At 71.3% G+C, this 11784-nt stretch carries 13 protein-coding genes; 8 read left to right on the top strand and 5 right to left on the bottom strand.

All coding sequences use genetic code 11. From position 1 onward, the window contains the following. Window positions 1-258: 258 nt before the first annotated feature. The 4 genes from folB to O7599_RS17575 all read left to right on the top strand — a co-directional run bounded on the left by folB (window position 259) and on the right by O7599_RS17575 (window position 3101). Entirely contained in the window at window positions 259-627 is a 369-nt protein-coding gene (gene folB / locus O7599_RS17590; RefSeq protein ID WP_281623103.1) for a dihydroneopterin aldolase, read from the top strand. Window positions 628-630: 3 nt separating this feature from the next. Continuing rightward, window positions 631-1224, top strand: coding sequence for a 2-amino-4-hydroxy-6-hydroxymethyldihydropteridine diphosphokinase (gene folK, locus O7599_RS17585; protein WP_281623102.1), 594 nt, complete (start codon window positions 631-633; stop codon window positions 1222-1224). 60 nt (window positions 1225-1284) lie between these two features. Continuing rightward, complete coding sequence (locus O7599_RS17580; protein WP_281623101.1) at window positions 1285-1773, top strand: DUF3180 domain-containing protein; 489 nt, start codon at window positions 1285-1287, stop codon at window positions 1771-1773. Window positions 1774-1916: 143 nt separating this feature from the next. After that, window positions 1917-3101, top strand: coding sequence for an NADH-quinone oxidoreductase subunit D (locus O7599_RS17575; RefSeq protein WP_281623100.1), 1185 nt, complete (start codon window positions 1917-1919; stop codon window positions 3099-3101). Window positions 3102-3125: 24 nt separating this feature from the next. On the opposite strand, the gene O7599_RS17570 is transcribed toward O7599_RS17575, so the two are convergent. Then, on the bottom strand, window positions 3126-4079 hold the full coding sequence (locus tag O7599_RS17570) for a hypothetical protein (protein ID WP_281623099.1): 954 nt from the start codon (window positions 4077-4079) through the stop codon (window positions 3126-3128). A gap of 342 nt (window positions 4080-4421) precedes the next feature. Here O7599_RS17570 and O7599_RS17565 point away from each other — a divergent pair, with 342 nt between their 5' ends. Genes O7599_RS17565 through O7599_RS17550 form a run of 4 tightly spaced genes read left to right on the top strand, consistent with a single transcriptional unit; the run spans window position 4422 to window position 7648 of the window. Next, window positions 4422-4715, top strand: a complete 294-nt coding sequence (locus O7599_RS17565) for a hypothetical protein (RefSeq protein WP_281623098.1) — start codon at window positions 4422-4424, stop codon at window positions 4713-4715. A gap of 1 nt (window position 4716) precedes the next feature. Further along, a complete protein-coding gene (locus O7599_RS17560) occupies window positions 4717-6072 on the top strand; it encodes a putative T7SS-secreted protein (protein WP_281623097.1) in 1356 nt (451 codons plus the stop codon). A 14-nt stretch (window positions 6073-6086) separates the two neighbouring features. Then, entirely contained in the window at window positions 6087-7001 is a 915-nt protein-coding gene (locus tag O7599_RS17555) for a hypothetical protein (protein WP_281623096.1), read from the top strand. Window positions 7002-7018: 17 nt separating this feature from the next. Next, window positions 7019-7648 (top strand): hypothetical protein, encoded by a 630-nt coding sequence (locus O7599_RS17550; protein WP_281623095.1) that lies wholly within the window; start codon window positions 7019-7021, stop codon window positions 7646-7648. A gap of 3 nt (window positions 7649-7651) precedes the next feature. Here O7599_RS17550 and O7599_RS17545 read toward each other — a convergent pair whose 3' ends face one another. The 4 genes from O7599_RS17545 to O7599_RS17530 all read right to left on the bottom strand — a co-directional run bounded on the left by O7599_RS17545 (window position 7652) and on the right by O7599_RS17530 (window position 11734). Further along, the gene (locus O7599_RS17545) at window positions 7652-8929 is read right to left on the bottom strand and encodes a hypothetical protein (RefSeq protein ID WP_281623094.1); all 1278 of its coding nucleotides are present in this window, start codon (window positions 8927-8929) and stop codon (window positions 7652-7654) included. A 136-nt stretch (window positions 8930-9065) separates the two neighbouring features. After that, a complete protein-coding gene (locus O7599_RS17540) occupies window positions 9066-10055 on the bottom strand; it encodes an ABC transporter substrate-binding protein (RefSeq protein WP_281623093.1) in 990 nt (329 codons plus the stop codon). A 156-nt stretch (window positions 10056-10211) separates the two neighbouring features. Further along, on the bottom strand, window positions 10212-10991 hold the full coding sequence (locus O7599_RS17535) for an ABC transporter permease (RefSeq protein ID WP_281623092.1): 780 nt from the start codon (window positions 10989-10991) through the stop codon (window positions 10212-10214). Then, window positions 10991-11734: an ABC transporter permease gene (locus tag O7599_RS17530; RefSeq protein ID WP_281623091.1), complete on the bottom strand. Its 744-nt coding sequence runs from the start codon at window positions 11732-11734 to the stop codon at window positions 10991-10993. Before O7599_RS17530 ends, O7599_RS17535 begins: the two co-directional genes overlap by 1 nt. Window positions 11735-11784 lie beyond the last annotated feature (50 nt).

The following is an 11784-nucleotide window of genomic DNA, read 5'->3' as shown; positions in this document are numbered from 1 at the left end:
CGTAGGCGCGGCCACAGCCCAACCCGCAGCTCACAGGCAGGCGCGGGCAGCCCCGGTCGTCGGGTCCGTCAGGGGCCGCAGGTACATTCGACCGAGGGTCCCGGGGGCTGGACCGAGCAGGGCCGAGTATCGGAACATCACCGCTTCGACGTTCGCGTACCTCCGCGGACACCGCACATCGACCGAGACGAGGCGCAGAGCCGCAAGGCGGAGAGCCGCAAGGCGGAGAGCCGCAAGACGCAGAAGGTGAGGCGAGCCATGACCGAAGCCGACCGAGTTGCGCTGCACGGCCTCAGGGCCCGCGGTCACCACGGCGTCTTCGCGCACGAGCGCGCCGAGGGCCAGCCGTTCGTCGTCGACCTCGTCCTCCACCTCGACACCCGCCCGGCCGCCGCGACCGACGACCTGACCCGGACCGTGCACTACGGGGTCGTGGCCGAAGAGGCCCTCGCCGTCGTCGAGGGCGAGCCGGTGGACCTGATCGAGACCCTCGCCGAGCGGATCGCCGCGAAGTGCCTGACGCACGCGCCCGTACAGCAGGTGGAGGTGACGGTGCACAAGCCGGACGCGCCGATCACCGTTCCGTTCGACGACGTGACCATCACCATCACCCGAAGCAGAGGTTGACCATTGAATCGCAGCGACCCGACCGTGCAGCCAGTGCCGCGTTCCGTGGTCGAGCAGGTCGACGCGGCCGACTCGACCCTGCAGAACCCCAAGAGCGCGGTGCTCTCCATCGGCAGCAACCTCGGCAACCGCCTGGAGACCCTCCAGGGCTCCGTCGACGCCCTGGAGGACACCCCCGGCCTGCGCGTCAAAGCGGTCTCTCCGGTCTACGAGACCGAGCCCTGGGGCGTCGAGCCGGGCAGCCAGCCGACGTTCTTCAACGCCGTCCTGCTCGTCCGGACCACCCTCCCGCCCTCCTCGCTGATGGAGCGGGCGCACGCCGTCGAGGAGGCGTTCGCGCGCGTACGGGACGACCGGTGGGGCCCGCGCACGCTGGACGTCGACATCGTGGCGTACCAGGGCGTCGTCTCCGACGACCCCGCCCTGACGCTCCCGCACCCCCGCGCGCACGAGCGCGCCTTCGTCCTCGTCCCGTGGTACGACGTGGACCCCGCGGCCGAGCTGCCGGGGCACGGGCCGGTGGCCGAGCTGCTGGCCCACGTCGGCCGGCAGGGTGTGCGCCAGCGCGCGGACCTCGACCTGCGGCTGCCCGACTGAGCGCGTTCTGCGGGCCCTACGGGGCTACGATCTCTGGGAGTTCTGGGAGGAGCGCGTTCGGTGAGGCAACTGCGTGTCGGGGTGTTGGCCGGCATCTTCGTGGTGGCGGGGGTGCTGGGCTGGGCGGGATCCCGGCTGTGGAACTCGGTGGGTACGCTGCCGAGCGTCCCCGTCGCCGCCCCGGTGGTGCTGGCGGTGATCGCCACGATCCTGACGGCGACCGCGCTGTCCCTCCGCGCCCGCCTCCGCGCGCAGCGCGAGCGCGACTCGCGGGCCAAGGCGGTCGACCCGCTGATGGCGGCGCGGGCCGTGGTGCTGGGCCAGGCGAGCGCGCTGGTCTCGGCGCTGGTGGCGGGGCTGTACGGCGGGCTCGGGCTCTTCCTGGTGCTGGACGGGCTGGACTACGGCACGCGCAGGGCCCAGGTGGTGTACGCGGCGCTGGCGGTGGTGGCCGCGGCGCTGGTGGTGGTGGCGGCACTCTTCCTGGAACGGGTGTGCAAGCTGCCCGAGGAGGATGACGAAGACGACCGCCCCCCGCCGCGGTCCTAGCGCCCCCCGCCCCGCGGACCCAGCCCCCTTCCGCCGCGCCGCCCCGGCGCCCAGCGCCCCTTCGCCCCGCGCCCCTCCGCTCCGCGGCCGTTTCCGCCCCGCGGCCCTAGGGCCCGTTCCGTACGGCCGCTACGCTCGACGGCATGACTGCCGCGCCCACCGGAGACGCCGCGCCCGCCGCACGCACCGCCCCGCTGACGGTCGGCATCGGAGGCGCGGCCGAGCAGACCGACATGGTGCTGAACATCGGCCCGCAGCATCCCTCGACCCACGGCGTGCTGCGTCTGCGCCTGGTCCTCGACGGCGAGCGCATCGTCACCGCGGAGCCGGTCATCGGCTATATGCACCGCGGCGCGGAGAAGCTCTTCGAAGCGCGCGACTACCGCCAGATCATCGTCCTGGCCAACCGCCACGACTGGCTGTCGGCCTTCTCCAACGAGCTCGGCGTGGTCCTGGCCGTCGAGCGCATGCTCGGCATGGAGGTGCCGGAGCGGGCGGTGTGGCTGCGCACGCTGCTCGCCGAGCTGAACCGGGTGCTCAACCATCTGATGTTCCTCGGCTCGTACCCCCTGGAACTCGGCGGCATCACCCCGATCTTCTACGCCTTCCGCGAACGCGAGGACCTCCAGGCCGTCATGGAGGAGGTCTCCGGCGGGCGGATGCACTACATGTTCAACCGCGTCGGCGGCCTCAAGGAGGAACTGCCCGCCGGGTGGACGGACCGGGCACGCGCCGCCGTACGGGCCGCGCGGGCGCGCATGGAGGTCTTCGACCGCCTGGTGCTGGGCAACGAGATCTTCCGCGGCCGCACCCGCGGCGTGGGCGTGCTGTCGCCGCAGATCGTGCACGCCTACGGCGTGAGCGGGCCCATCGCGCGCGCCTCGGGGGTGGACTTCGACCTGCGGCGCGACGAGCCGTATCTGGCCTACGGGGAGTTGGGCGACACGCTGCGCGTCGTGACCCGCGAGGAGGGCGACTGCCTGGCGCGCTTCGAGGTGCTGCTGGCGCAGACGCACAACGCCCTCGAACTGGCCGACGCCTGCCTGGACCGGCTGGCGGAACTGCCGCCGGGGCCGGTGAACCAGCGGCTGCCGAAGGTGCTGAAGGCGCCGGAGGGGGAGACGTACGCCTGGACGGAGAACCCGCTGGGGCTGAACGGCTACTACCTGGTGTCGAAGGGCGAGAAGACGCCGTACCGGCTGAAGCTCCGCTCCGCGTCGTTCAACAACATACAGGCGCTCACGGAACTGCTGCCGGGGACGCTGGTGGCGGACATGGTGGCGATCCTGGGGTCGCTGTTCTTCGTCGTCGGCGACATCGACAAGTGAGGAGGAACGGGGACGAATCCCCGTTCAGCTCGCCTGCTCCAGGTCGATGACGCGCCCGACGGGCCCGTGGGGGTCGTCGTCGGGGTCGTCGGCGTCGCCGGAGGAGGCCGCGACGGCCTCGGCGCCCCGGCCGCCTTCCGCCCCGGCTCCGGCCTCGGCCTCGGCCTCGGCGAGGACCTCGGGCCCGACGACGTCGGCCAGGTCGGTGCCGGGGTCACCGGGCTCGCCGGGGCCGGAACGGTGACCGCCGCCGGCCTGCCGGCCGGACGCGGGGCGCGGCACCCCGCGGGAACCGTCGGCCGGAGGCTGTCGGGGGGACTGTGCCTGCTGCGGCCGGGCGAAGTAGCTGAAGCCGCCCGCGTCGCCGGAGGGCGCCTGCTCGTGGGTCTGCCCGTGGCCCTGCCGGGCGGCGTTGCCGGCGAGGTCGTCGAGGGCGCGGGAGGCGCGCAGGTACGTACTCGGGGACGGCGGCCGCGCCTGCGGCTGCGCGCCGGCGGGCAGCAACTGCTTGACGGGCGCCGCGGCCTCGATGGCCAACTGCCGCCGGCCCTCCAGGGCGGCGGCGCGCTCGGACTCGGCGGTGGCGTACCGCGCGAGCAGCGCGGCGTGATCCGTACGCAACCGGGCGAGGTCGCCGTGGCGCGACCCGAGCCGCTTCTCCAACTCCCCGCGAATCCGCCGGGCCTCTTCGAGGTCGCCCTTCAGCTCGGCCAGCCGCTCCTCGTGCCGCCGCTCGGCCCGCGCCAGCGCCCCGGTGGCCTCGGTCACCTGGAGGGCGGCCGTACGATCCCGCAGCCGCATCAGCGCCGAAGCCCCCACGGCGGCCCCGGCGGCCCCCGCGGCCAGCCACCGCACGGCGGACCCGTCCCCGGAAACCAGCCAGGCGCCGGCCGCGCAACCCAGCGCGACCGCGGCGAACGACACGGGCGGCAGCAGCCCGCGCATCGGCGAGGAGAAGCGGTGGCGTCCACGTGGCATAGGCCGCAACTTACCGTGCAGATGTACCAAATGGAGTGGCCCAGAACCAATTGTTTCCCGCCAGTTACGTCACCACTCACCCGGCACCCCCGCCCCGGCCACCCCGGAGCCCGGCCCGCGCCCCGGAGGCCGCGGACCGGGCGCGGGCCGGGGCCGGGCGAGGGGCCGCGAATGAGCGGTGTCCGTTTAGCGGGAGGGACGCCGACCGGCTGGGAAGCAACGCTTAATGGAATTTCATCATTGCCGGAAGAGGCAATGCCTGACGAAAAGTCGACGCTGGTGCAACGAGTTCCGCTTCCGATAGCGTCACCTGAGACCTATACCCTCCCCGAAAGGGAACGCGTGCCGGACTTACGTATCACCGGTGACACCCTCGACGAGCTCCATCACACTTTCACCACCATCGCCAAGCGAATGGACCGAGCAGGCAGGTCGATGAAGGGCGCGGACAGCGAGGTCGTCGGCGCCTGGACGCTGATAAAGCAGGTGCGGGACTTCGCCGACGAGTGGGACTACGGCATCGAGCAGTTGGGGAAGCACGCCGACGGGGCGGCGCGGATGCTGCGGAAGATCGCCAAGGACTTCGACGGGCTGGAGCGCGAGCTCGAGGCGGCCCTGCAGCCCAAGGGGAGCTGACGTGGCCGACAGGGACTTCCCCCACCTGGGTTTCGACCCGGCCCCCGGAGACGTGCACGAAACGCGGCAGCTCTCCCGCGCCCTCGGCAGGCTCGCCGACGAACTGGGCACGACGGTGACGGAACTGGAGCGCCTCGACGGCGGCCAGTGGAAGGGCAAGGCGGCGACCGCGTTCACCGACCACGTGGCCGAGGACGTGGCGCCGGACATGAAGCGGGCGCACACCTCGTTCGACAAGGCCGCCACGGCGCTGCGGCGCTGGGCCGTGGACCTGGAACGCTTCCAGGTGGAGGCAGCCGGCCTGGAGCGTGAGGCGCGGCGCAAGAAGGAGGCCCTCGGCGAAGCGCGGCGCCTGGTGGCGGCGGGGGCGGCGACGCCGTACCTCGACGCCCCGGCGACGGGCGGGGCCGCGGAGGAGCGCGAGGCGGAGCGGGAGAAGAAGCAGCAGGAGAAGCGGGAGGCCGCGGCCGAGGCGGCGGGCGACGAGCTCGAAGCCGTACGGAAGCGGGCGAAGGAGCTACGGGAGCGCTACTTCCAGGCGGCCGACGCGACCGGCCGGCACCTGGACACCGCAGCGGACATCGCCCCGGACGAGCCGGGGTTGTTCGACCGCATCGCGAGCGGCGTGTCGGACGTCCTGGGGGACACCCTCGACTGGGTCAAGGACCACGCGGACCTGATCAAGGCGATCGGCGACGTCCTCAGCTACGTCACGGCAGCGCTGGCGGTGCTGGCGATCGTCACAGCGCCCTTCGGGATCGGGGCGGCGTTCGCGACGGCGGCGCTGATCACGGGAGGGCTGACGCTGGCCACGCACGGGATCGCGAAGGCGGCGGGGGCGGATGTCAGTTGGGCGACCATCGGGCTGGACGTCCTCGGCGTGCTGCCGGTCGCGGGGGCGTTCTCGAAGGGCGCGAAGCTGGCCAACCTGGGGGCGGCTCGGACACGAGCTGGCCAACTCGGGGCGAACTATGTCGCGAATCCGCACCGGGCGCGCAACTTCGCCTCCTTCGGCGACGCCGCCGGCAAGGTCACGGGTGGCCTCAAGATCAGCCCGTTCGGCAAGAACGTGGCGCTGTGGGGGCGGAAGAAGGTCGGCCTGGTGGAGTACGCGGGCAGTGGGCTGCGTAGCCGCATGGCCGGCGTTGCGCACAAGGGCTACGGGGAGGGCCAGTGGCTCGGCACCCGAGGGCTCAGCCTCATCAGCGGCAAGCACGTGGCCATCGATCCGTTCTCCGCCGGCGGCCGAATGCTGGACTCCGGGATCAAGATGGCACCGAAGCTGGTGACCCTCCCGCAGCACGTCGGCATGGACGTGAACATCGGTGATCGTTTCGAGGCGGCTTTCGGCCGTTGAGGAGAGGGCGGATCATGGCAGCCTGGGAGCCGCGCACGGGAGAGACCTTACTCAGCCGCGGGGCGGCGGAGTTCGCCACGGGTATGGCGGCGCCCGTCTCCGGCAAGCGCTGGTTCCGCGACACCGAGCGCCGTGACATCCAGCACGAGTTGCTCGGTTGGCCGGAAGGGCCGACGTACACCGTGCGCAGCCGGGCGGACCAGAGCACCCGGCGTACGGCCAGAGGGGTGGGCGTCGTGTCCCATGCGGTGGTCGCCTTCGCCGCCGGCGCGCTGGGGGCCGTGGGCACGCCGTTCGGCGCCCCGGAATCGCGGGGGAAGAGCGAGGACCCGGAGAACGAAGTTGACGACTTCCCCGTCGTCTGGGGGCAGGCGGGGGCGATCGCCAGAACACTTCCCTGGCAGCTCGACCCCGCACGCCGCCCCGGGAACTACAGGAGCCACGCGATCGTCACCGATGTGCGACTGGTCGTGGTCGGTTTTCCCGACGACGACACGTCCCGTGACGAACTCCTCTGGGAAGCGGACCGCTCGGTCATCGCCCAGGTGGAGCGGAAGAAGTTCAGCACGGGTCAACGGAATTTCACGATCGCGTTCACCGACGGATCGTGGTGCCGACTCCACTCGTACGACGATGACGCGGTAAATTCGTTCCTTCGGCACCTTTCGTCGGACTTCCTTCCGCTGGATCAACTCACTCCGGCTCAGCGGAACGCCATCGACGCCTATCTGGAGATGCGTGCCGGTTCCAACCGCGGTTCCGGATATCCCTATCGCATCGTCACCAGACGGCCGAGCGGCAACATTCTGTTCGAAGCCTGGTCCGAACCCGCGGATCCGATCGGCGGCAATTGCTCTGACGGCTACACCATGCACTTGATCGGGCCGGAAGGCGAACACCCCACACTGCAGCCCGGTGACCTCGACTGAATCGGTGACACACCCCTATGGCCTCTCCACGCCCCGACGGCGTACCTCCCGTCTGGTTCACCGTTCCCGACGGGTTCCACTCCCTGCCCATCGCCGCCACCCCCGACGAACGCGCCACCCTCGCCGACGAGTTCGTCCGGGAACTCTTCCCCAACGGTGACGACACCCTGTGGGCCGCCGCCGCGCCCTACTACGCCGGGATGGGGGAGCTGATGGGGAGTGCCGGGCTGGAGTATTCGGCGGTGGGGCTCTTCGCGCGGGACGAGGGCGGGGTTGCGCACTGTGCTTTCCACGTGGGTGCGTGGGAGAGCGGGCATCCTTCCGTCGAGGCCGCCGGCACCGGGATCCGGGAAGTCCTCGTACGGGATCCGACCAACGACGTGCGGTGGCTCGAACTGCCGTGCGGGCCCGCCGTTTCGTGCACGACCCTGCGGGAGTTCACCGTGCCCGCGGAGCTCGCGGCCGACGGACAGGAGACCACCCTCCGCACCGGGCAGATCCAGGTGCACGTCCCGTTTCCCACCGGGCCCTACACCGCCGTCTTCACGCTCGACACCGCGGCCACGGACTACTGGGGCGAGTTCTGCGACATGACCGCCGCCGTTCTGCAGACCGTCGGATTCGCCGTGCCCTCGCCCCAGGAGTAGGCGTCAGCAGGTGTTCCGGCTGGAGTTGACGAACTGGACGTTCCGTACGGTCAGGTTGTCGGCGCACGGGTTCTCGTTGAGGGCGGAGTTCGTCACCGTCAGGTTCTGCAGCGTGATGTCCCGGGAGTTCGCGAACTCCGAGCGGGCCGCGATGCGGATGTCGCCGGGGCCGGACACGGAGCCGCTCTGGCCGGCGATGCTCACGTTGTAGCAGTTCTCCAGCAGGATGGCGTTGCCGCCCGTGTTCGCGATGTCGACGCGGTCGATGACCGCGCCGCCGCTTTCGGAGACGCAGAAGACGCCGCGGCCGCCGCCGCGGGCGATGACCTGGCCGACGCGGATGTTGGTGGCGTAGCTGTCGCCGACGCGGCCGTTGCGGTTGGCCATGCGGAAGGCCGCGTAGCCGGTGCCGGTGCCGGCGTCTACGGCGTCTACGGTGCCGATGTCGGCGTTGATCGTCTGGTTGAGCAGCAGGCCCGACTCGCCGACGCCGCGGGCGGTGACGGTGCCGATGGTGAGGCCGTCGACGCCGTAGGTCTCGACCGCGTGCGCGCTCGCTCCGGAGACGTAGACGTTGTCGATCCGGACGTTACGGGTCCACTGGCTGGTGTCGCCGCGGTTGTCGATGCGGACGCCGAGGCCGGCCGACAGGCGCATGTCGATCTGGCCGAGGGTGACGTTGGTGACGTTGCGCATGAAGATGCCGTATACGGGACTACCGGTGACGTTCAGGTGCTGGACCTCGACATCGCGTACGCCGCGGGCGTAGACCGGCGCCTGGTCGCCGGAGCCCGAGCCGGTGACGTCGATGGTGCCGCAGACGTCCAACGTGGTGTAGCTCGGCAGCGACAGCCTCGATCCGCGGCTCATCGTGCCCGAGCCGCGGACGACGACGCGCTCCTTGGCCGTACGGCCCGGGGTGAGGCTGCCGACGGCGGCGCTCATGGCCGACAGCATGTCGTCGCCGGTGTAGACGACCGAACTGCCGCGGCGGGCGGTCCACGTGCTGCCGCTCTTCACCGCCTCCGCGTGGTACGAACCGTCGCCGCACGCCAGCGGCGCCGGGGCCGGCTCCTCGCCGTGGGCGCTGCCCTGGACCGTCAGCGTGGCGGCTGCGGCGGCCAGTGCCGTCAGGCAGGCGGCGGTGAGCGCGGCCGTGCGCCGCCGGCGAAGGCCGTCGCCGCCGGTCCGGCCGGCCCCGCCGGTGTCGTCGTTGCCGGTGCCGTGACGGCTCTCACGGCCACTCACCCTGCGGCTGCTGCCGGGCTTGCCTCGTCCCATGGTCGACCAACTCCCGGGTAGTGGGGGGTGCGCGCTTCGCGCGTTACCTGGTTGCCGCCCGGGCCGGATCGGTTGCCCGTTCCGCCGTCACATCCGCGGGTCCCGCCGGGCCCGGGGCCCGGCGGGACCGCTCGTCTCACGAGCCGAGGAGGTTCTTCTCTTCCAGGTACTCCTTCGCCGCGTCCGCCGGCTTCATCCGCTCCGCGTCCACCTTGCGGTTCAGCTCGATCAGGTCCTCCGTCGTCAGCACCTTCGTGAGCTTGTCCAGCGTGGACGCGATCTCCTTCGTCCCCGCTTCCTCTTCGTTGACGACCGGGAGGATGTTGTCCGCGTTCTGCAGGCCCTTGTCGTCCTCCAGAAGCACCAGGTCGAAGTCGTCCAGGGTGGCGTCCGTGGTCGTCGTCAGGACGAGCTGGTTGGTGCCGTCCTGGACCGACTGCTTGGCCGCCGGGGTGCCCACGCCCAGGGGGTCGATCTTCGCGATGTCGATGTCGTACGTCTTCTCCAGGCCCGGCTCGCAGAACGGGCGCTCCGGGCATTCGTCGCCCGCCGCCAGGCGGACGGCCTCGCCGGTCTTGCCGAGGTCGCTGAGGGTCTTGAGCTTGTTCTCCGCGGCGAAGTCCTTGGAGACGGCGAAGGCGTTCTGGTCGACGGCGTCGCCGGCGGAGAGCACCTTCAGGCCGCGGGGCTCGGCGAGCTCACGCAGGGCGGTCACCGTCTCGTCGACGTCGTTCGACGCGACGGGGTTCTTCTCCGGTGCCTCCACGCCGTTCTCCTTCGCGTTGAGGAACTCGGCGAGGGTCGCGGCGTACTCCGGGAAGACGTCGATGCTGCCCTTCTCCAGCTCCGGCTCGTACAGCTCGCGGTTCTCCAGCTTCTTTATCGTGACGTCGTAGCCGGCGTCCTCCAGCATCGCCGAGTACAGCTCGGCGGTCACCGTCGAGACCGTGAACCCGGCCTGGCCCACGACCAGGGATGACTTGTCGTCGTCCGAGGAGTCCGTGCCGCCCTTCTCCTCCAGGCTGTCGCCGCCGCAGGCCGCGAGCCCCGCGGTCAGGGCGGCGGCGGCCAGCACCGAGGCGGCGGCGCGGGCTCGAACGCGGTTGGTGATCAAGGGATTCTCCATCCGTTGGGAGTCGGTGTTCGTGGTGTCTCGGAAAGCGAGGGGTGTGGGGTCACGCGCGGTCTGGTGGAGTTTTTCCGGAGGAGAATGCCGACGTTCTACGCGCACACCGACGCCACGTGACAAGGCGCTGCGCTGCGCATGACGTGTCGCCGAACCCTACAGCGACGCCGGCACGGGCTTCTGTTTCCCCGGCGGCACGTCCGCCCCCTCCGCTCCCGGCCCCGCCAGGTCGTCCCCGGGTGTCCCGCGCCCGCGCCCGCGGCGGCCGTCGCGACGGCCGCGCATCGGGTCGAGCAGCCGCTCGGCGGCGACGAGCACGGCCTCCAGCACCAGGGCCAGCACCGCCACCAGGAAGGCGCCGGCCACCACCATCGGTGTGTTGTACGTCCGGAAGCCCGCGGTGATGATCCGGCCGAGCCCGCCACCGCCCGCGATGGCCGCCAGCGTGGCCGTCGCGACCACCTGCACGGTCGCCGACCGCAGCCCGGTCATCACCAGCGGATAGCCCAGCGGCAGCTCCACCCGGCGCAGCAACTGCGGCCCGGACATGCCCATGCCCCGCGCCGCCTCCACCACGTCCCGGTCGGCCTCGCGGATGCCCACGTACGCGTTCGTCAGCAGCGGCGGCACCGCGAACAGCACCAGCGCGATGACCGTCGGCCAGTCACCATGCATGCGCAGCGGCGTGAGCATCAGCAGCCCGAGCACGGCGAGCGTGGGCACGGCCCGCCCGACGTTCGAGATGTTGATCGCCAGGGTGCCGCCCTTGCCGATGTGGCCCAGCCAGAACGCGATCGGCAGCGCGACGGCGCAGGCGAGGGCCAGCGACATGCCGGTCAGATACAGGTGCTCGCCCAGCCGGACGCCGATCCCGCTCGGGCCCGACCAGTTCGACCCCGTGGTCAGCCACGTCCACGCGTCCGTGATGGTGCCCATCAGGCAACGCCCCCCTGGTGCCGCCCGGCTGTCCTTGCCCACGCGCGGAACCTGCCGCCGCCACCGCTCCTGCGCCGCCGCGCCCGTGCCCACGGCGTCAGCAGCCGCTGCAGGCCCAGGAGCAGCAGATCCGCCAGCACGGCGAGCAGCACGCACAGCACCGACGCCGTCAGCACCTGCGCCTTGAACAGGCTGCGCATGCCTTCGACGATCAGGTTGCCCAGCCCGCCGTAGCCGATGATTCCGCCGACCGTCGTCATCGCGATCGTCGACACCGTCGCCATCCGCAGCCCCGCCATGACGGCGGGCAGCGCGAGCGGCAGCTCGACGGCGAACAGCAGCCGCGTCGGCCCGTACCCCATTCCGCGCGCCGCCTCCCGCGTCTCCGCCGGTACGGAATCGAGGCCCGCCAGCAGATTCCGGATGAGGATCGTCAGCGAATAGAGCACGAGGCCCGTGACGACCACGGACGCCGAAATGCCCATGAGCGGGACGAGCAGGGAGAACATGGCGAGCGACGGAATCGTGTACAGCACCGTCGTCAGGCCGAGCACGGGGCCCGTGAGCACCCGCCAGCGGCGGGCGATCAGCGCCAGCGGGAAAGAGATCAGCAGGCCGATGGCCACGGACGCCAGCGTGATCCAGACGTGCTGGACCGTGGCGTCGACGAGTTCTTCTGTGCGGCTGCGGACGTATTCACCGCAGATCCACTCGTTCGCTGCCAGGCAGCCGGAGGCTTTCACGCCACCGCTCCTTCCCGTAGGCAGCTCTATTAGACCCTCCACCACTGACA

The organism is Streptomyces sp. WMMC500, assembly GCF_027497195.1.
GTDB lineage: Bacteria > Actinomycetota > Actinomycetes > Streptomycetales > Streptomycetaceae > Streptomyces.
This window is presented reverse-complemented; position numbering and strand designations above follow the sequence as displayed.